Below are 19,740 nucleotides of genomic sequence, written 5' to 3'. Positions count from 1 at the left end.
GCACGGCCGCTCCGCAGCACAGGTTCGTTAGCAGTCAGTACCTTCACGGTCCACCTCCCGGGCCGGCGCTGGGGTCATCGGGACCGCAGTGTGCACGGTGGCTCCGCCGCACACGTCGGTTAGAGCACACATTCGTGCGTTACGTACTGCGTCAGCGGGAGGCGGGGCATTCCAAGGTTTTTACAAGTTCCGCTGTTGAGGATATCGACGGGGATAGGTATTGAGGCGCATGAATATTGGTATTCTGCGCTGGATTATGACAGTCGGAGGTCCACGGAGACTCAGCTCCAATAGGGACCCAGCTTGGGGGGGGACAGTTGGTGCGGGTTTCTGACGATTTCAGGTTCCGCCGGTGGCGGCTACAGTGAGGCCGCCGCTCCACGACGATACAAGCCGGCCGGACCTCCAGGTCCAGCCGGCAGGTTCGGCCTGGCCGAAGGCGGGACGCGGAATCCGGCGATGGCTGACGGCGGGCTGTGCCGCGGCAGCGGTGGCCGTCGCCGCGGCGCTACTGTCCTGGGCGGCAGCTGCGGCCCTTGAGCGGGCCGTTCCGGACGCCTGGACCGGGCCGGAAGCGTGGGCGGGGTGGACGGTGCCGCTATCGGCCGTGGTCCATAACCTTGCCCTGTCCGTGGTGCTGGGCGCTCTGGTCTTCGCCCTGCTGATCCTGCCGTCCGGCCCGCACTCAGGTCCGCTTTCAGGTCCGCCCGGATCCTCGGGAGGTCCGCGCGATACCGGCCGGCAGCCGCACCCGGCATTCTCCCTGGCGATGCGGATTGCCGGCGTCGGAGCCGTGCTGTGGGTGTTGGCCGGGACGGCGAACCTGGTCTTCAGCTGCGCGGAAACCCTCGGCAGCGCCGGGGCGGCAAACGTCCACTTCCTGGGGAACCTGGCCGCGTTCATGCTCGGAACCACCGCCGGGCAGGCGTGGCTGGCCGTCATCATCCTCTCGGTGGCGGTCCTCACCCTGGTGATGGCCTCCCCCTCCACCGCCGGGCTGGCAACGGCCGCGGTACTGACGGCCGGAGCCATCGCTCCGCTGACCCTGAGAGCGCATGTGGAGGGCAGTGACAATCACAATGCGGACACCGACACCCTGGCCCTGCATATCCTCGGCGCCAGCCTCTGGGTGGGCGGTTCGTTCGTCCTGGCCCTGATTGCCCGCCGGCTGACGGCAACAGGCACCGGAGGAAGGGAGGAAGTGGCCGCCGTCGTACGCCGGTTCTCCGGGCTGGTGGGGTTCTCCTTCATCCTGGTCCTCGGGGCCGGCACCGCCCATGCCGCGCTGGAGCTCGGCAGCTGGGGCGGACTCATGTCCCCCTACGGTGCGCTGATCGCCGTCAAGGCCGTGGCGACGCTGGCGCTGGGAGCTGTCGGACTCGCGCACCGGCGCTGGACCGTCCTGCGGCTGAGCCGTGCAGAGTCCTCCCCCAGGCCGGACCGCGGCAAGCAGGGCGACGGCAGGATGGACCGCGGGCCGCTCTGGTGGCTGGTCACGGTCGAACTGCTGCTCCTGGGCGCGGTCAGCGGGCTGGCCGTCGCACTCTCCAGCACGTCCCCACCGGTGCCTGAGGTGACCGCAGCTGAGCTGACCCCGGCCCTCCGCCTGACCGGCTACGAACTGCCGCCGCCGCTGGAGCTGGGGCGATGGTTCACCCTGTGGCGGGTCGACTGGACCTGGCTCACCGTCGTCGTGATCGCCGCCGCGCTGTATCTCCGCGGGGTGTCCCGCTACAACCAGCAGGGCCGCGTGTGGCCCGCCCACCGGACCCTTACGTGGCTGGGCGGGCTGGCGATGGTGGCCTACGCCACCTGCGGCGCGCCGGCGATCTATGCCCCCGTGCTCTTCAGCGTCCACGCCGGCAGCCAGCTGGCGCTGGCGATTGTCGTCCCGCTGCTGCTGATCCTGGCCATGCCGCTCACGCTGCTGACCTCCACCGCTGCACCCAGACTGGACGGCAGCCTGGGTCTGCTGGAGATAGCCAGCGACCTCAACGCGGCCCGGGTCAAATGGCTGGGCCATCCGGCCGTGAGCGGAGCGGTGCTGTTCGGCTCCGTTGCAGCGTACTACCTGTCCCCGGCGTTCCATCTGATGCTGGACGGCCACATCGCCCACGAGCTGATCCAGGGCTACTTCCTGGTGATCGGGGTAAGTTTCCATGCGTCCGTGCTGGGCAGGTCCGCGCGGAACGACATCCATGTCAGCACGCGCGGGCTGGTAGCAGCGGTGACGGCGGTGGCGTTCAGTGCCTGGGCCTGCTGGCTGGCCATCTCCCCCGATCCGATCGAAGCCGGCTGGTTCACCTCCCTGGGCCGCGACTGGGGCGTCGGCCCGCTCACGGACCAGCGCAACACCGCACTGGCCGTGTGGTTCATGGCGGTCATGCCTACGATGCTGCTGGCCGCCTGGGTGGGGCTGCGCCGGAAGACCACCCACATCAGCGTGCGGGTGGGGCCGGAGCGGTGAACTGTACCTGCAGCTGTTCCTGCAGGTAGCTCGAGGCCAGCGCCGCCCACCGCGGCCGGAACGAGTACAGGCACGCCAAGCGGAGCCGGTGCACGGCGGCGTAGGACTCGAACCGCACGCGGCTGACGCCGAGCTGTCCGACGGCGGACCGCACCTGCGCGTGGGCGGCCGCGCAGCGCTCCGGCGTCAGCTGCTGCTGGCGCAGCCGCACGTCCAGATGCACGTCCAGGTTGGCCAGGTCCAGGGCCGGCTCCGCGCGGGCCGCCTCGTCGAAGTCCACGAGCCCCAGCGGGGAACCTCCGCCCAGGCCGATGATGTGCTTGTCGTGCAGGTCCCCGAGGGCCCACACCGGCGGATCGGGCACGGACCGCAGCAGGCTCTCCGCCACCGCCGCCGTCCGCGTCTGCAGGGCGTCCCGCTCGGGCTGCACCTCAGGCACGCCCGCGCTGTGCCGGAGCCAAGGATCCACCCAGCGCCGCAGAGTCGCCACCTCGGCCTCAGGTGTATGGAGAGGCAGCGCCGCCACAGCGGCGTACGCCGGCTCGGCGACCAGCAGTGCAACCCAGGCCCGGGACCATTGGGCCCACATCCGGGCAAAGGACTCGTCGCTGACCTCGTTGTGGTCCTGTCCGAGGTCGAGCAGGCGCCGGCCCGGGATTCGGCTGAAGGCAATGACGTCCGACGACACCCGCAGGATCCGGGGCGTGACGAAGCCGCCTCCGGCCAGCAACGAGATTGAGCGGGCGCAGCGCTCGGCCGGGACTTCGGCGTGCCCGGGGCGATAGACCTTGATGTACTGGTCGGGGGTCCGGATGACTGCGCGTTTGTGGGCGCGGTGAACCACTACCTCCCCATACCCGGCCTCCCGGCGCAGGGCGGGCAGTTCCGGATCGTCCAGCGGGACGAGGTCGAGCCGGCCCTGCCGGAAATGCGCGGCCCGGATGCCGGGCCGGCCGGGCGCGGCGACTTCCAGAACGTACTCCCCCGGCGCAAAATCCGGCCAGGCCCGCACCACCAGCCAGCGAGCGCCGGCGTCGTCAACAGCCTCCGGCGGCACGGGTGGATGCCAGCTCACCAGCCACACTCCTTGGGATCTGCCGGGCAGGGGCGCGGTCCGCGGTTGCTGCCCGCCTCCGGCCTGCCCGCCCATAGCCGACGATCCTCCGGGCGGGCCGCGTTGGCAAGGGCGTTTTGGCAAGGGGCGCCCGCCGTCTTACCTTCGTCTCAGCTTGGCGGAGCACAGTGGTAATGGACCCTTACGGAAACTCCGGAAACCGGGCAGGACCATGACGATGACAGCAGGCAGCAAACAGCGGCAGCGGGCCGACGTCCCGGACCCGGTGGACGCGAACCTGCCGGCCCTCGATGCGGTCCTGGACGGCGTCGTACTTTCCGGCCTGTTCGGCGAGGCGCTGCGCGCGGACTACCTCCGATACAAGCCGGGGCAGTCGGTGGTGGCACGCGTGCTGTTTGCCGAAGGCGGGCTGGGCTGGGCTGCCGGCTACCACCCGCGGTACGCCGGCAAGGAGCAGAAGATGTTCGCCGCCGCGCAGCGGTACAACTTCCGGCTGCGCACCGCCGGGTTGGGCGCAGGGCACCGCCTGGTGCTGGGGCCGTGGCAGGCCGACCATCGGGTCTGCCTGCAGCACCGCCTGGCCCGCCGGCTGCCGGCGCTGGCCGCCGGGGCCGAGATGCTCAACTACCTGCCGCACCGGCGCCTGGTACTGGGGTCTTCCGGAGACGCGCCCCGGGTGGTGACGAAGGTGTCCGCGAAGCCGGCGCCGGACCTCGCACCGCTGCTGCACTGGCTGCGCTTCCGGCAGGTGCCCGTGCTGGAACCGCTCGCGCCCCGGGCTGGGCTGCCGGACCACCCGAACGTCACCTATTACCCGTGGTTCGGGGCGGCGGACCTGGACGGACTTTCCCGCGGCCAGCGGCAGCGCTGGAGCCGCCGGACGGCCGAGGCCGCAGGCACGGCACTGGCTGCGCTCCATTGGTCCGGGCCGCTTCCGGGCGGGCTGCTCCCCGAGGACGACGACGGTCCCCGCACCTTGGGTGCCGACGCCATCCGGTCCCGGCTCCACGCACTGTCGCAGGAAACGGCCAGCCTGGTTCCGGAGCTGGAGTTCCGACTCCGACGCGCTGCCCGGCGGATCGCCGAACGGGTCTGCCGGCAGGCCCGGCCTGTCCTGATCCACGGGGACTTCTCCGCCGACCAGGTCCTGGTGGACGGGTTTCAGCTGCGCATCATCGACCTGGACCGCTGCGCCTACGGCCCGCCGGCGGCGGATCTGGGCAGTTTCGCGGCGGCGGACCTGGGCGGGGGTGGACTGTTGCTGACCCCGGCGCTGCTGCAGGGTTATTCGCGGTCGGCGGAGGTGGACCCGCAGGCGGTGACGGACTGGACCGCATTCCACCTCATGGCCCGGATCCAGGAACCGTTCCGCCGCTGCCTGCCGGACTGGCGGGGTCAGGTCGAAAGCCGGCTGGCGGACATCGAGGGCATCCTCGACGGCCCAGCGCTCACCGGGGCCTGACGTCCCAGCGCCCTACCACCCCTCCACTCCCGTCCCTGCCAATCCCGTCCCCACCACCCCCGCTGGCTCCGCGCGAAACGTACGAAAGAGCGCTCAAAGGGACGTGTGCTGCGGAGTGATCCTAGGTTTCAGGCTCCATTCGTGCGCGAAGTGCTGAGTCAGCCCACGGCTGTGGATAACCGGAGCGGAAGAGGACGGTGCCTGCCGATAATGACCGAATGCGGACATCGAAACCCCTCCCCGATCATCTGGCCACCAGCGGTTTCACGCTCACCGACGGCCTCAAGGGCGGCGTCACCGTTGGACAGATGCGCAACCGGCAGCTCGCCATCCCCAGCCGCGGCATCAGGATGCCGGACATCCAGGACATGCAGCTGCTCGACCAGGTCCGGCCCTACACCCGGATCACCGACCGGTCGGCTGCCTCACACGCAACGGCCGCCGCACTGTGGGACCTACCCCGGCCGGAGGGTCTCGGCGAATCGAAGCCGTTCCACATTTCCCGGCCGTCCAATGCTGCCGCTCCCCGCCGCCCCGACGTCATCGGCCATCAGTGCCTGCTCCGCCCGGACGAAGTCGAGGAAAAGGAGGGCGTTTACCTGACCACCAGGGCACGCACCTGGCTGGACCTGGCCGAGCTGCTCGGGCGGCACAAGAAGAAGCGTGGCATCGTGCGGGCGCGGGAGGCCCTTGACCTGAGCCAGGTGGGCTCGGACTCCGCACAGGAGACACGCCTGCGGCTGGCGATCATTAATGCCGGCCTGCCGGAGCCTGTGCTTAATCAGCGCATCGTCGCGGAGTGGGGAGACACCTTTCACGAGCCGGACATGAGCTACCCGGAATATCGCCTGGCCATCGAATACGACGGCGACAGGCACAGCGCCGCCGGTCAGGTGAACCTGGACATCGGCCGCGAAGAAAAGATCGACATGGCCGGATGGAAACAGGTACGGATATCAGCCCCGGATATGCGGAACGAGGCGAAGAAAGCCGTGGCGAAGATCAGGACGGCGCTGTACCGCCAAGGCTGGCGGCCGGCGTCGTAAGCCCCGCGGGCTTCCGGCTCCCGCCCGGTTCAGTCCCCACGTCCACCTCCGGTAAGTCAACAGCACACGCACGAATAAAGGCTCAGACGAACGCGTGCTGCCGAGCCAACGGAGGGAGGGAGGAGGGAAGGATGATGGAGCGGCGCTAACCGTCCGCGGTGAGCCGGTAGCCCAGGCCCCGCACGGTCTTGAGCGTGTTCAGGCCAAAGGCGTCGTCAATCTTGCGCCGCAGATAGCCGATGTAGACCTCCACAACGTTGTCACCACCGCCGAACGCCGGATCCCATACGTTCTCAAGGATCTGCGCCTTGGACACCACCGCGCCGGCGTTGCGCATCAAGAAGTGCAGCAGCGCGAACTCCTTGGCCGTAACCGGTACCGGCTCCTCGCCGGCGGGCAGCCGGCGGGCCACGGTGCGGCGCGCCGGGTCCAGCGCCAGCGAGCCGACGGCCAGCACAGCCGGGCGGGCCGGGGCGCCGCGGCGGATGAGGGCGCGCAGGCGGGCCAGCAGCACCACGAAGCTGAAAGGCTTCGTCAAGTAGTCGTCCGCACCCAGGTCCAGCGCATCGCTCTGGTCGTACTCGCCGTCCTTGGCGGTGAGCATCAGCACCGGTGTCCAAACCTCGGCCTCCCGCAGCCGGCGGACCACCTCATAGCCGTTGAGGCCGGGGAGCATGATGTCCAGAATGACGACGTCGTAGCTGTTCTCCAGCGCAAGCCACAGCCCCGTGGTGCCGTCGTGGGCCGCTTCCGCCACGAAGCCCTCCTGGGCCAGGCCGCGGCAGAGCGATTCCGCGAACAGTTTCTCATCCTCCACCAGCAGCACGCGCATCCGGGGCACCTCCCGCACCTGCGTTTTCTCCAGCCAGCTTAGACCCTGGCGCCCCGCCTGGCTCCGCTGCTTCTCCTACTGGCTCAGCGCCAGACGCTCGAAAGCCGCGTCTAACGGACGTGTGGTGCGGACTCAGCGAGGGGGTGAATCGGGAGGATCCGGAGCCGCGGGAAGGTCGACGGTAAAGCGGGTCCAGCCTTCGGGCGAACTCCCGGCGCGGACGGTGCCGCCGTGGGCCTTGGCGATTTCCGCCACGATGGCCAGGCCCAGTCCGCTGCCGCCGGTGTCCCGGGAGCGGGCCTCGTCCAGGCGCACGAACCGTTCAAAGATCCGGGTGCGGTCGGCGGCCGGGATCGTGTCCCCGTCGTTGTCGATGACCAGGCGGGCGCGGGCGCCGTCCAGCTCCGCGCTCACCCGGATCCGCGATGCTGCGTGCCGCCGCGCGTTGTCCAGCAGGTTCCGGACCAGCTGCGCCAGCCGTCCGGCGTCACCGCGCAGCCGCACCGGCTCCAGCCGCACCTCGATCATCGGAGAGGGCGCCGGAGAGGCCGCCAGGCGGCGGAGTTCACCGTGGACGACGTCGTCCAGATCCACGTCCTCGAACCTCACGAACGCCGCCTGGTCGTCCACCCGGGCCAGCAGCAGCAGGTTCTCCACCAGATGGGACATGCGCTCCAGCTCCGCCAGGACGAGGCCGCGGGACTGCGGCCAGCCGCCAGGATCCCGGGCCGCGACCTCCAGCGAGGTCTTCGCCGCGGCCAGCGGGGTGCGCAGCTCATGGCTGGCGTCGGAAACGAAGCGGCGCAGGCGCACGTCGGCGGCCTGCAGCCGGGCCAGCATCGCGTTCATGGTCTCCGCCAGCTGCGCGATTTCGTCCTGCGTGGGCGGTACGTCCACCCGCCGGTCCAGCTCGGCCGGGCCGATCGAGGCCACCCGGGCCCGGATGGCCTCGACGGCGGTCAGCGACCGGCCGACCAGGAACCACACCATCAGGACCACCAGCGCCACCAGCAGCGGCGCGGCCACCAGCAGGTACAGGCCCACGGTCCGGACCGTGGCTGCCTGGAGCTCGGCGGAGGCGGCCACCAGGACCGTGTACTCGACCTCGTCCTCCTCCACCCCCTCGCCCGCCACCATGTACCGGCCGTCCAGGGCGCCGTTCAGGTCCACGATCCGGCGCGCAGTGTCCTCTTCGCCCAGCAGCAGGTCCGTGATGGCCTCATCCGCGACGTCTTCATCGGACGCAGCCAGGACGTCGCCGTCCGGTCCAAGGATCTGGACCACCTGCTCCCGGCTCTCCATCCGCTCGACCAGCTCGCCGGCGTCGTCCAGTCCATCCGCATCCAGGGCGGTGGCGATGACCGCCGCCCGGGTCTCCACCGTGTCCCCGAGGGCGTCCAGCAGCCGCTGCTGGAGGAGGAACAGCAGCAGGGCGCCGCCGGCCAGCAGTGCCAGTGCGACGACGACAGCCGCCGCCAGCGCTGCCTGCCGGCGGATCCCCAGCCGGTTGGGCATCCTGACCGGGATCCGGTTCAGCGGGGTCCGGCGCAGCGGGATCCGACGGCCCCGCCCGTCAGTGCTGGGCGCCGCCGTGCATCGGGTCGTCACTGCTGTCCTGGGCGGCATCCGGAGCCCCCGCATCCGGCAGGTCCAGGTTTTCGCGGGCCTGGCCCATGCTGGGCTCGCTGCGCGGAACACTGTAGCCCTCCGGCTTCACACCGCGGGCCTGCTCCTCGATCAGCGCCTGCTCTTCACTCAGGCGCAGGACGTTGGCCTCATCCGCGGCATCCCCGGGCACACCCTCGTCACGGACATCCTGGGTATGCGGAGTGACGAACTTGTCCGCCTCCGTATTCCGGCCACTGGTCTGCTCGCTCATCGAACTGTCCTTTCCGCAGGGGTCATTGACATACCGCCGGCACGCTCGCACGCGCCAGCCGTAACCATAAGCCTACTGTTGATCAACTTCGGCCACGAGTCCGGCGGTGCGGGCTGCTGTAGCCAGCGGAGCGGGCTGCTGTTACCTTGGTTTTGGGTCCTGAAGAGGCGGCCCAATTCAACGACGAGTTAGGTCTGCCGATGACCATCACTCCATCCCGCATCCGCCCTCCGGTTCCCGGTCCGGATCAGCACAGTCCGGTTCAGACAGGCCCGGCTGAACGGTTCGCGGCCCGTTCCGTTAAATCCCCGGTCCGCACCTTCGGTGTGGAAGAGGAAGTGCTGCTGGTCGACGCTTCCGGAACCCGGCTGGTGGCCGCGGCCGAGGACGTCGTCCGAGCGGCGCAGGAAGCAGCAGCCCACAGCGCCGGACCCGCCCAGGACCAGGGCGGCCACAAGCTCACCCTGGAAGTGAAGCAGGAGCAGATCGAGATCGTGGGCCCGCCGCAGTCCCGGCTGGACGAACTGGCCGCCTCCATCCGTGCGGGCCGGGCCATGGCAGATGCGGCCGCGTCGCAGGTGGGTGCACGGACGGTCGCCCTGGCCACTTCCCCGCTGGGCCCGGAGCCCCATCTGGTCGCGACCCCGCGGTTCCGCCGGATGCAGGACAAGTTCGGGCTGACCCTCACGGAGCAGCTGACCTGCGGCTTCCACGTCCACGTCGGGATCGAGTCGGATGAGGAGGGCGTCGCGGTCCTGGACCGGATCCGCGCCTGGCTGCCACTGGTGATTGCGCTGAGCGCCAATTCCCCGTTCTGGCACGGCACCGATTCCGGGTACAGCAGCTACCGGTACCAGGCGTGGCGGCGCTGGCCGACGGCCGGCCCGATGGACCTTTTCGGTTCGCCGGCCGAGTATCACCGGCAGGTGGAGGACCTGCTGGGCTCCGGCGTGCCCATGGACAACGGCATGATCTACTTCGACGCCCGGCTCTCCAAGCGCTTCCCCACGGTGGAGATCCGCGTGGCCGATGTCTGCCTGGACCCGTTGCACGCAGCGGGAGTGGCCGGCGTCGTCCGTGCCCTGGTGGAAACCGCCTCGCGGCAGTGGCGCTCCGGCCGTGCCCCGCACCCGGCCACCGCTACCCAACTGCAGCTCTGGTCCTGGCAGGCGAGCCGATCGGGCGTCGAGGGCGAGCTGGTCGATCCGGTGACCGGCCGCCCCTGCCCGGCCGGCGACGCCGTCGCCCGGCTGCTGGACCTGATCCGCCCGGTGCTCGCGGAGTGGCAGGAGGAGACGATGGTGGACACCGTCGTCGGAAGCATCCTCCGCGACGGCTCCGGTGCCGTCCGGCAGCGGAAGGCGTACGGGCGGCGCGGGGACTTCGCCGATGTCATCCGCGACGCGATGGAACCGGACCTGAGTCAGTAGCCGCCTCGGTCAGTAGCCGGGCATGATGGGCGCGGGCGGCCGCGTTTCCCCGCCGCCCGGCGCATACTGCCGGTACTGATCCAGCGTTCCGTCCACCACGGGCACCAGCAGTTCGGCGCTCTCCCCTCCGGCGGAGACCGTCACCGGCACATTGGTCCCGGGCGGCTCGGCCACGGACTCCAGCACGGTTTCTTCGGTGTCGAGCGTGATGTCGCCGTTGGACGGGATGGTCAGCGGCAGGTCCTCGTCGTTGTCGGCGATGGTGATCTGCGCTTCCGTGCCCGACGTGTTGGACAGCGTTCCCAGCAGCCGCCCGGGCTCGGACTGAGCGGTGGACACGATGAGCAGGCTGCGGACCTCCACCTGCCCGACATCCCCGTCCACGCCCACTGCTACGGCCTCAAGGTCCTCGCCCTCCTGCCGGGAGGGATCCTGCTGGTTGTCACCGCAGCCGGCGGTGAACCCAAGCGTCAATACAACAACGACGGCGGTACCCGCCCGCCGTGCGGCGGTCCTGGGTTGGGATTTCATCAGTACTGCTCCTCATCGAATCGGCGAGGTATACGGCTGAGCTTGCCCACACAGTCGTGGGCCCTGCAGAGCCAGCGGGAGCTACTTGGCCGCCAGATCATCCGCGACGCGGTTCAGGTCCGCGGCCCATTCGGTGGACCGGCCGGGCACCAGCGTGCCGGCTTCGAAATTCCGGAGGGCCGCAGCGATGCTGGCAAGGGCCTGGGAAATATTCGCCCGCACTCCGGCGTACCCTTCCTCCGACCGTGGATCGGCGGAGGCGGTCAGCAGTTCCGCCGCTCCGGCCTTGATTATCAGGGACGCTTCGTACTCATTCATGCTCATTGCTCATTCCCGGAATGGACGGGACTCCAACGGCCTGGAAGAGTCAGGAGGTTCCCGGCTGCTTCCAGTGTATGACCGGCCGTGCCGTAGCGGGGCCGGCGCATAGGGCGCAGGTTACTCCGAGAGCCGGTGGTGGGAAAATGGCATATGAACACAAATTTGTCGCCGTCGGCCGCGGACACCTCCCCGGAATCCACTCTGCGGCTGACATCCGTAGTTGCCATCCCGAGCGAACTGTACCTAGGGAAGGCGCCGGCCCGCTATGCGGTGTCGGCCGCGTTCTCCCGGCGGCCCAACACGGCCGAGGCCAAGCTGATTCAGGGACCGGCGGCCCATGAGCGGCTGGCGGAGCAGGGCTACGAACACGTCCGCCTCGGCATTGACGAGCGGCGGCTGGAGATCGCCAACACCAATCTGGAAGAGCTGAATTCAGGTTTGGCCAAGGTGATCGGCTCCCTGGTCCGGGAGATCAGCGAGCAGGCACGCCGTGAACAGGAACAACGGGACGAAGCGGCCCTGCTCAAGAGCCGCGCGGAGGCGGGCCGCCGCAAGGAAGTCGAGGAACTGGCGCGGCAGATCTCCTTCGACTGACTACCCGCGGTACCGCTACCCGCGGTACTGCTAACCGCGGTACTGCTGCACGAGCGGGCACCTGAACGGGTCGCCGGATCTGAGGCCTACCTGGTTGAGGTACCGCACGATGGTCCCGTAGGACTCCCACAGGGAGGTTTCCGTGTACGGGACGCCGTGTTCGCGGCAGTACGCGCGCACGGTATGCCGGACCCTGCGCAGGTTCGGCCTGGGCATGTCCGGAAAGAGATGGTGCTCGATCTGGCGGTTCAGGCCGCCCATGGCAAAGTCCAGCAGCCGGCCGCCGCGGATGTTCCGCGACATCACCACCTGGCGGCGGAAGAAGTCGATGGTGGCATTGGCCGGCACCCAGGGCATCCCCTTATGGTTCGGAGCGAACGCGGCACCGAGCAGGAACCCGAAGACGCTGAGCTGAACGGCCAGGAACGCCGCCGCCTTCCCCGGCGGCAGCACCGCGGCCAGCAGGGCAAGGTAGCCGCCGAAATGCACGGCCAGGAACAGCGCCTCGACCCACCGGTGCCTCACCCCGGCAGCGGCCACCACGGTCCGGATGCTCGCCGCATGCAGCTGGGGGCCTTCCAGCAGCAGCAGCGGAAAGAGCAGATACCCCTGGCGTTTCGCCGCAGCCGCGGCGAACCCCTTCCGTCCCCGGGCGGCCCCGGGGGTAAAGGCCATCACCGTCGAGACAATGTCCGGGTCCCTGCCCACCTGGTTCGGCGCCTGGTGGTGGCGGTTGTGCTTGGTGCTCCACCAGCCGTAGCTCAGCCCGGTCAGGAGCCCGGAAATCACCCGGGCCGCCCACTCGTTCCAGCGGTGCGACCGGAAGATCTGCCGGTGCGCCGCCTCATGGCCCAGGAACCCGAACTGGGCCAGCACCGCGCCCAGCAGCCCCGCCAGAACCAGCTGGTACCACGAGTCACCCAGCCGGACAATGCCGACCCCGATCGCGGCGGTGGCCAGGACCATCCCGATGATCATCGTCCAGTAGAACCCGTAGCACCGCCTGAGCAGACCATCCCGCTGGACCTGCCGCAGCAGCTGGACATAAACATTCACCTGGCCGGTATGTCCACCGGCCCTGACTTTCCGGCGTCCCTCCGGTCGTTCTCCGCCTGCGTCCAACGCCACCGACCTCCCCTGCAGACCAGGAATGCGCCCTGGAGCAACAGTCTAGCGAGAGGAAGAATTCCCCGGAACCGGCTTACCCCAACGTTTCCAGCGCCCTTGGCGCGCACTCAACCAGGACAGGAGTGTCGGCGTCGATCTGCATGACTTCGCCGTCGATCTGGAAGGGAATCGGATCGATGGTGATGAACCCGTACCGGCTGACGCTCGGCTGGACCCCGAGCCCCACGGTTGCAGCGCGGAGGGCCATCAGGCCCACACGCCATCCGCCAGCATGCGGCAAAGTGACGACCTCGAACAGTCCGTCGTCGGGCTCCCCTGCCTCGCTGATCCTGCCGTACTTGGCCATATCGGGAATATTGGCCAGCACCAGGCTGTCGAACGTGGCCCGGGCTCCATCTGCGCGGGTAATCTCAAAGGGCGCCAATTTGGTGAACGTGCGCACCACGGAGACCAGCTCCTTCAGCCTTCCCTTATTGCCCTGCTCAATGCCGATGGCCATGAGCGGTGTCAGCCCGAAGCCAATATAGGAGTGGGCGTAATGCGACCATGCTGCCGGCCCCTCGCCCACCGTCAGGCGCAGCAGGTCGATCCGGCGGACCTCGCCCCTGACGATTGCCTCGATCAACGGCAGCCGGCGGGTGCTGCGGCGGTGATCGTTGGCGTTGCCGCCCGCCAGTACCGCACAGACAGCCCGGCTTCCCTCGGTCTCCATCACCCCGTTGACCACCTCGTTGTACCCGCCGTCACCGCTGACGGAGACGATCAGCGGCCGGCCTCCCGCCGCCGCACGCGCCAGAGCGCGGGCGTGGCCGGCCGATTCCGTGGGCTGCAGGGCGACAGGAGTATCAGGCAAGCGCCGTTCCAGATCCGCGCGCAGAAGCTCCGCCAGGTACACCGGAATACCGCTGCTCTTGGGGTTGTAGATGAGGACGATCCGGTCAAACCGTGCCGGGGAGGAAGAGTCATTCATGCTGGGAGATCCCTTCAGCGGGGCGTCATGTTCAGTTTATCCGGCCCCTTTGAACGTGCCGATCCGGGTTCAGCGGTCGCCTATGGTGCGACGCAATGGAGGAGAATGAAAGCATGCCGATCGATCCGCAAGAGCCAGACGCCACCATCACCTTCTCCGAGGCCGCCCAAGCCGCCCATCGGAACGCCCGGATCCTCCAAGCAAAGCTGCAGGAGGGCACGGTGTCCAAGGAGGAGATGCTGCGGGGGCGTGAAGATTTTGCCCTAGCCTTATCCTGGCTGGCGACTGCGGCCGCAGACATGGCGCCCGAAATCAGGAACAGCGACGACTTCAACCGTCTGGTGTCGGTGGCACACGACCTGGCGGGATATTTCCTGGGCGAAATGCGGCTGCGGCCCAACGACTAGCCGCGTGTCGGCGCGAGGTGCGTGCCGGCGTCGTCATTTACCTGCCGGAACAACGCGGCGGGCTATATCGTTTCCTATACGACCATCAAGTACCACCAACGGAATGGAGACCATGAGCGCGCGCAGCGACGCCCCGTGTCATAGACCCAGGCCTTCGGGCCTCCCTGTTGGGACGAGGTGGAACCGCTGATGGAAGTCGCAGCCATAGTCATCGGCCTGGTTCTTATCCTCGCCTGCGGCACGTTTGTTGCTGCTGAATTTTCACTCATCACGGTCAACCGGAACGACGTCGAAGCTGCCGCAGAGGGCGGCGACCGCGGCGCTGCCGGCGTCCTGAAAGCCATGCGGACGCTGTCCACGCAGCTGTCCGGCGCGCAGCTGGGCATCACCGTGACCAACCTGGCCATCGGCTTCCTGGCCGAGCCGGCCATTGCCGCCCTGATTGTCGGGCCGCTGCAGGAACTGGGGCTGCCCGAAGCGGGCGCCCGGACGGCGTCGATCACGATCGCGCTGGTGCTTGCCACGGGCCTGACCATGATCTTCGGTGAGCTCGTTCCGAAGAACCTGGCGATCGCCGAACCCCTGAAAACCGCCAAGGCGGTCCAGGGCTTCCAGCGCGGCTTCAGCAAGGGCACCGCCCTCTTCATCCGCCTGTTCAACGGCACGGCCAACAGGATCGTGCGCAGCCTGGGCGTCGAGCCGCAGGAGGAACTGGCGTCCGCCCGCTCGGCCGAGGAGCTGGCCGGGCTGGTCCGCCACTCCGCCAAGCAGGGGGCGCTGGCGACCGCGACCGCCGAACTCATGGAACGCTCCTTCGCTTTCGGCGACCGGCGCGCGAACGATGTCATGACCCCGCGCGGGCAGATGGTCACGCTGGAGCCGGAGGATTCCGTCCACCAGCTGCTCATCCAGTCCAAGGCCACCGGCCACTCGCGCTTTCCCGTGGTCAGCGGCGACGAGGGCAGGGTCCTCGGCCTGGTGCACGTGCGCCACGGCCTGGCCGTCCCCTACGAGCGGCGCGATACCATCACGGTCGGCGAGGTCATGGGCCCGGTCACGACGGTGCCGGACACCGTGGAGCTGGACCATCTGATGGACACGCTCCGCCGCGGCGGCCTGCAGATGGCCGTGCTGATCGACGAATTCGGCGACACGGCCGGTCTGGTCACGCTGGAGGACCTGGTTGAGGAGCTGGTCGGCGAGGTCCGGGACGAGCACGACCCGGTTGAGCGCCGGATCGCCGCCGCCCCGGACGGCTCCTGGGACCTGGACGCCTCCCTGCGCCCGGACGAAGCGGCCGAGTATCTGGGCGTGGCGGTCCCGGAGCACGAGGAATACGAAACACTGGCCGGTCTGGTCACCCTGGAACTGGGGCGCCTGGCCGACGTCGGCGACCGGGTCACGGTACCGGCGGAACCGGTGCCGGGTGAGCCCAAGGCGGAGCTGACCTTCGAGGTCACCGAGCTGGACGGGCACCGGATCGAACGCGTCCGGGTGCGGGTGGCTGAGCTGCGCGACGAGGACGACGGCGGCGGGAACGGCAAGCATGACGGCCCCGGGAACGGCGCGGGCCGGGCTAACGGCAGTGGCCGGAACAACGGCGCGGGCCGGGCTAACGGCGCGGACAGCGCGGTGCGGTCATGAGTGAAATCTTCGGCCTTGTCCTGACCGTCGTCCTGTTGCTGGCCAATGCCTTCTTTGTCGGCGCCGAGTTTGCGCTGATTTCCGCCCGCCGCACCATCGTCGAGCCCAAAGCCCTCGCCGGGTCACGCGCAGCGAAAATCACCCTGGGCGCGATGGAGCATGTGTCCCTGATGATGGCCGGTGCGCAGCTGGGCATCACCATCTGTTCCCTGGCGCTGGGCTATGTCAGCGAGCCGGCGATCGCCCACCTGCTCGAGGTGCCATTTGCCGCCGTCGGAATCCCGGAGGCGCTGGTGCACCCGATCGCCTTCGCGATCGCACTGACGCTGGTGACGTACCTGCACGTGGTGTTCGGCGAAATGGTGCCCAAGAACATTGCGCTGGCCGGTCCGGAGCGGATGGCCCTGATCCTGGCGCCGGTGCTGGTGGGGATTGTCAAGGTGCTCAAGCCGCTGCTGTGGCTGCTGAACTCGATCGGCAACCTGTTCCTGCGCCTGATGAAGGTCCAGCCCAAGGACGAAGTGACCAGTGTGTTCACCCGCGACGAGGTCGCTGCCCTGGTGGAGGAATCCCGCGAGGGCGGGCTGCTGGACATCAACGACGAGAAGCTGCTGCTGGGCGCGCTCACGTTCGAGGAGCGCGATGTCTCCAGCGTGGTCCTGCCGCTGCACACGGTGACCACGCTGCCCCTGGACGTCACCCCGGCCATGGCCGAGGCGGTGGCGGTCGAGGGCTTCTCCCGGTTCCCGGTGCGTTCCGATGCCGGCCGGCTGGTGGGGTATGTGCACATCAAGGACCTGCTGGAACTGGACGAAAAACAGCGCAACGTGCCCATGGCCCGGAACCTCATCCGCCGGCTGCCGACCATCCGCACGGACATGCCGCTGCGGCAGGTGCTGACCCGGATGCAGAACACCGGCGCGCACCTGGCCAGCGCCACGGACGAGGCCGGCCACGTGCTGGGCATCGTCACGCTGGAGGATGTCCTGGAGGAACTCGTGGGCCAGATCCGCGACGACAGCCGCAGCCTCAAGAACCGCCGCTAATGTCCGCCCGGTGACCGAGTCTGCTCAGGTTCTGGACGGCAAACCCGGCGTGTTTCCGCAACACGCCGGCAAAACCGGCCGCGTGGACGAAGAACCTGAGCAGACTGAACCGCAGCAGCCGGGACACTACCGCCGGACAAACCGGTCAGAGAGCACCTGGACAACCTGTGCCAGCACCTCGTCCGGGGCGAACATGATGTCCTCATAGGTATAACGGAGCACCAGGTAGCCCCCAACGATCGTCATGTTGTTCCTCCGGCGGTCGTTTCGGAGTGCTTTCCGGTCCGAATGATAGGCCGCGCCGTCCAGTTCGACGACCAGGAACCCGTCCAGCAGGAAGTCCACCCGCCCTACCCCGGGGACCTGGACCTGCGTTTCCGTGAAGATACCATTGTCCCGGAACAGCAGCCGCGCGACTACCTCGATCGGCGAATCCGCGTCTCCCTGGACCAGGTCCATCGCCTTCCTGGCACACCCGTTCCGGTCTCCGTCCAGGCGGCGTACCAATGCCTCCGGCCGGATCCAGGCGAATCGTACGGCGCTTTCAACTATGACGACGGCGTCCAGGAGCGGCAGGCACCGCAGTGCATGGAGCAGCACGTCCGTGAGCCCCAGGACCGGCAGCAGCGGATGCACGGATTCCGAACGCTCCCGGTGGTTGATAACGGTTTCAGTCAGCCCGCCGTCGGGAGCCTGGGGTGGGCGGGCATGCCGGCAGCTCAGATGCAGGGATGCCGGCGGATGAAGCTGCCAAAGGTCCAGGTGCCGGGCTGCCGATGCGCAGGTCAGGAAGCCGTTGGACATGCCGGCAACGGCGAAGTCGCGGCGGGCTGTCGGCAGGGCGATAACACCCTCGCGGAGCCGGACAGCCGTACCTGTGGTGGTGAGCCTGCCGATCTCCGACCGTGTGACTCCTCTGTCCAGGAGGGTCTTGGTCCGCGCCCCGGATCCCAGGTGTTCAAGAATCTGCAAAGCTTCCACGGACCCATTGACGCGTACTGGGCCGTTGCCGTGCAGACCGTGGGACGCGAATGTGGACGAGGCTGGGCCGGCCAGGCGTTGTGCAGGAGAAGCGGCGGCCCGAGTCTGCTCAGGTTCTGGACGGCAAATCCGGCGTGTTTCCGCAACACGCCGGCAATACCGGCCGCGTGGCCGGAGAACCTGAGCAATCTGGGCCCGGCCGTTCCGGCTGCAAGGGCCCGGGTGCATGGACGGCAGGCTTAAACGGTCCGGCCGCCGGATCCTTGGTGGATTCCGGCGGCCGGTCTTTGGCTCTCCTCCCCCGAAGGAGCCAGGATGGTGGCGAGTGCGTCTGTGATCGGGTCCGGGGATGCCCTGTCCCCCAACCGGGCATTCCCCGAACTTCGATGCTTAATCATCGGCGCGCTTAACCCTTTGATTCAAGTGCCCGGAATACGTGTTCTTCAACCCAGTTGCGACCGAGTAGTCACTCACCGGTAGTTAAACAGAGGACGCGGAGCGGCGATTAAAGATTCCGTCCCACGTCAGCTCCAGACCGAAGGCAAATTCCGCCTCATCGTCCAGCCCCGCGAGCGGCGGAGCCACTTCGACGACGTTCGGCAGGTGCCGCTGTAACGTTTCAGCCTGCGGGAGGAACGCCTCCGCTCCGGGATGCAGCGCGAAGTACTTATTGATCTCCACCATGGCCGTACCCAACACCGCCCAGGACCTGCTGGGCAAGTCCGGGACCGTGGACCAGGTGTCCGTGCGCGCCGCGGAGGACGTCTCCGCCATCGAACTGCGCGACCGGATCTCCGCCGCCCTGCCCGCAGGCACCGAAGCGGTGACCTCCGAACAGGTCTCCGGGGAATCCTTCAAGGCGGTCCGCGACGGCCTGGGCGTGTTCACCCAGGTGCTGCTGGCGTTCGCCGCCGTGGCGCTGCTGGTGGGCTCCTTCGTCATCTGGAACACCTTCAATGTGCTGGTGGCCCAGCGCCGCCGCGAGGGCGCGCTGCTGCGCGCCGTCGGCGGCACCGCTCCGCAGATCCTGGGCGGCATCGTGGCCGAGGCCGCGGTGATCGGCCTGGTCTCCGCAGGACTGGGTCTCGCCGCGGGCATCGGCCTGGCCAGCGGTATCCGCGCCCTGCTGCTGGCGGTCGGAATCGAGATTCCGACGACGGCGGCCGGCGGATCGCCGCCATGCTGCTCTCGCGGCTGGTGCTCTTCGCCATCCTCCAACTCCTGGTCACGGGGGCCCTGGCCGCGGCCGGTGCGGCGGATCCGTGGCGGGAGTCGGCGGACTGGTGGCCCCCTGACCGCCGCGGCGGCCGACCTGGTCAGCCGGGGTCTGCTTGCCGCCGCCCGGGCGGAGGGCTTCCGGCTGCTGGACTTCTACCGGCCGGTGCGCACCGACAGCCAGGGCCGGCCGGTCCTGGGCCGCGACCTGCTCTGGGTCCTGGGCGCGACCGTGGCCGGCGGCGCGCTGGCGGCGGGCACGAACCTGGCCCTGGCGTCCTGGCTGTACGGCGACCCGCAGGGCGGCTACAACCTGCTGGTCCAGCCGCTGCCGCTCTGGGCCGCGGTTGCCGCCGTCGTGCTGTTCCCCGTGACTACGGCGCTGTCGGAGCTGCCCACCTACTACGGCTACCTCCAACCGCGACTGGCGCGGCGGCGTGGGCCGTCGTCGTGGTTCCCGTGGTGTTTCACGCGCTGCAGCGCATCACCCTGCCGCTCGTGTTCGACGGGACGTTCCTGGCCTGGCGGGGTCTGATGTTCCTGCCGTTCGCGCTGCTGCTCAGTTGGGCCTGCGGCGCCGTCCGACGTTGCTGCTGTATCTGGTGGTCATCCACTTCGTGCTTGACCTGCAGGCGGCACTGGCCGTCCTGGCCGTGGCACAGCGCTGAATCCTCTTAAACAGGCCGGCCGCCGGACCCGTCATGGGTCCGGC

Annotated in this window: 19 protein-coding genes; 9 read left to right on the top strand and 10 right to left on the bottom strand. The window is 68.7% G+C overall.

The features are described from left to right. The first annotated feature begins 352 nt into the window (after positions 1-352). Entirely contained in the window at positions 353-2,467 is a 2,115-nt protein-coding gene (locus AC5RWU_RS16930) for a bifunctional copper resistance protein CopD/cytochrome c oxidase assembly protein (RefSeq protein ID WP_494032354.1), read from the top strand. Here AC5RWU_RS16930 and AC5RWU_RS16925 read toward each other — a convergent pair. Next, on the bottom strand, positions 2,439-3,542 hold the full coding sequence (locus tag AC5RWU_RS16925; protein ID WP_494032355.1) for a phosphotransferase: 1,104 nt from the start codon (positions 3,540-3,542) through the stop codon (positions 2,439-2,441). The genes AC5RWU_RS16930 and AC5RWU_RS16925 overlap by 29 nt on opposite strands. A gap of 217 nt (positions 3,543-3,759) precedes the next feature. Between AC5RWU_RS16925 and AC5RWU_RS16920 the strand changes: the two genes are divergently transcribed. Together AC5RWU_RS16920 and AC5RWU_RS16915 are read left to right on the top strand one after the other, a co-directional pair. Next, positions 3,760-5,004 (top strand): phosphotransferase family protein, encoded by a 1,245-nt coding sequence (locus tag AC5RWU_RS16920; RefSeq protein ID WP_494032356.1) that lies wholly within the window; start codon positions 3,760-3,762, stop codon positions 5,002-5,004. Between the two features lie 218 nt (positions 5,005-5,222). Beyond that, a complete protein-coding gene (locus AC5RWU_RS16915) occupies positions 5,223-6,050 on the top strand; it encodes a putative endonuclease domain-containing protein (protein WP_494032357.1) in 828 nt (275 codons plus the stop codon). Positions 6,051-6,195: 145 nt separating this feature from the next. Here the strand turns inward: AC5RWU_RS16915 and AC5RWU_RS16910 are convergent, their stop codons facing one another. The 3 genes from AC5RWU_RS16910 to AC5RWU_RS16900 all read right to left on the bottom strand — a co-directional run bounded on the left by AC5RWU_RS16910 (position 6,196) and on the right by AC5RWU_RS16900 (position 8,761). After that, positions 6,196-6,882: a response regulator transcription factor gene (locus AC5RWU_RS16910; protein ID WP_494032364.1), complete on the bottom strand. Its 687-nt coding sequence runs from the start codon at positions 6,880-6,882 to the stop codon at positions 6,196-6,198. Positions 6,883-7,014: 132 nt separating this feature from the next. Further along, on the bottom strand, positions 7,015-8,490 hold the full coding sequence (locus AC5RWU_RS16905) for a sensor histidine kinase (RefSeq protein ID WP_494032358.1): 1,476 nt from the start codon (positions 8,488-8,490) through the stop codon (positions 7,015-7,017). Beyond that, positions 8,456-8,761, bottom strand: coding sequence for a hypothetical protein (locus AC5RWU_RS16900; RefSeq protein ID WP_494032359.1), 306 nt, complete (start codon positions 8,759-8,761; stop codon positions 8,456-8,458). Before AC5RWU_RS16900 ends, AC5RWU_RS16905 begins: the two co-directional genes overlap by 35 nt. A 200-nt stretch (positions 8,762-8,961) precedes the next feature. On the opposite strand from AC5RWU_RS16900, the gene AC5RWU_RS16895 reads away from it, so the two are divergent. After that, a complete protein-coding gene (locus AC5RWU_RS16895; RefSeq protein WP_494032360.1) occupies positions 8,962-10,191 on the top strand; it encodes a carboxylate-amine ligase in 1,230 nt (409 codons plus the stop codon). A 9-nt stretch (positions 10,192-10,200) separates the two neighbouring features. Here AC5RWU_RS16895 and AC5RWU_RS16890 read toward each other — a convergent pair whose 3' ends face one another. Beyond that, positions 10,201-10,722 carry a hypothetical protein gene (locus AC5RWU_RS16890; RefSeq protein ID WP_494032361.1) on the bottom strand — a complete coding sequence of 174 codons (522 nt, stop codon included), beginning with the start codon at positions 10,720-10,722 and terminating at the stop codon, positions 10,201-10,203. 81 nt (positions 10,723-10,803) lie between these two features. Then, positions 10,804-11,040, bottom strand: coding sequence for a hypothetical protein (locus tag AC5RWU_RS16885; protein ID WP_494032362.1), 237 nt, complete (start codon positions 11,038-11,040; stop codon positions 10,804-10,806). Between the two features lie 153 nt (positions 11,041-11,193). Here AC5RWU_RS16885 and AC5RWU_RS16880 point away from each other — a divergent pair, with 153 nt between their 5' ends. Then, complete coding sequence (locus AC5RWU_RS16880; protein ID WP_494037100.1) at positions 11,194-11,637, top strand: hypothetical protein; 444 nt, start codon at positions 11,194-11,196, stop codon at positions 11,635-11,637. 30 nt (positions 11,638-11,667) lie between these two features. Here the strand turns inward: AC5RWU_RS16880 and AC5RWU_RS16875 are convergent, their stop codons facing one another. Beyond that, positions 11,668-12,693 carry a fatty acid desaturase family protein gene (locus AC5RWU_RS16875; RefSeq protein WP_494037099.1) on the bottom strand — a complete coding sequence of 342 codons (1,026 nt, stop codon included), beginning with the start codon at positions 12,691-12,693 and terminating at the stop codon, positions 11,668-11,670. Positions 12,694-12,838: 145 nt separating this feature from the next. Then, complete coding sequence (locus AC5RWU_RS16870; RefSeq protein ID WP_494037098.1) at positions 12,839-13,735, bottom strand: diacylglycerol/lipid kinase family protein; 897 nt, start codon at positions 13,733-13,735, stop codon at positions 12,839-12,841. Between the two features lie 95 nt (positions 13,736-13,830). Here AC5RWU_RS16870 and AC5RWU_RS16865 point away from each other — a divergent pair, with 95 nt between their 5' ends. The 3 genes from AC5RWU_RS16865 to AC5RWU_RS16855 all read left to right on the top strand — a co-directional run bounded on the left by AC5RWU_RS16865 (position 13,831) and on the right by AC5RWU_RS16855 (position 16,832). Beyond that, the gene (locus tag AC5RWU_RS16865) at positions 13,831-14,142 is read left to right on the top strand and encodes a hypothetical protein (RefSeq protein WP_494037097.1); all 312 of its coding nucleotides are present in this window, start codon (positions 13,831-13,833) and stop codon (positions 14,140-14,142) included. A gap of 189 nt (positions 14,143-14,331) precedes the next feature. Then, entirely contained in the window at positions 14,332-15,786 is a 1,455-nt protein-coding gene (locus AC5RWU_RS16860) for a hemolysin family protein (RefSeq protein ID WP_494037096.1), read from the top strand. Continuing rightward, positions 15,783-16,832, top strand: coding sequence for a hemolysin family protein (locus AC5RWU_RS16855; RefSeq protein WP_494037095.1), 1,050 nt, complete (start codon positions 15,783-15,785; stop codon positions 16,830-16,832). The genes AC5RWU_RS16860 and AC5RWU_RS16855 overlap by 4 nt, the downstream gene beginning before the upstream one ends. Positions 16,833-16,958: 126 nt before the next feature. Here the strand turns inward: AC5RWU_RS16855 and AC5RWU_RS16850 are convergent, their stop codons facing one another. Continuing rightward, on the bottom strand, positions 16,959-17,804 hold the full coding sequence (locus tag AC5RWU_RS16850) for an endonuclease domain-containing protein (RefSeq protein ID WP_494037094.1): 846 nt from the start codon (positions 17,802-17,804) through the stop codon (positions 16,959-16,961). A 489-nt stretch (positions 17,805-18,293) separates the two neighbouring features. After that, on the bottom strand, positions 18,294-18,497 hold the full coding sequence (locus AC5RWU_RS16845) for a hypothetical protein (RefSeq protein ID WP_494037093.1): 204 nt from the start codon (positions 18,495-18,497) through the stop codon (positions 18,294-18,296). Here AC5RWU_RS16845 and AC5RWU_RS16840 point away from each other — a divergent pair. After that, positions 18,496-19,563 carry an ABC transporter permease gene (locus AC5RWU_RS16840; protein WP_494037092.1) on the top strand — a complete coding sequence of 356 codons (1,068 nt, stop codon included), beginning with the start codon at positions 18,496-18,498 and terminating at the stop codon, positions 19,561-19,563. The genes AC5RWU_RS16845 and AC5RWU_RS16840 overlap by 2 nt on opposite strands. Positions 19,564-19,740 lie beyond the last annotated feature (177 nt).

This window comes from Arthrobacter sp. B0427-1-12 (genome assembly GCF_059092905.1).
This window is presented reverse-complemented; position numbering and strand designations above follow the sequence as displayed.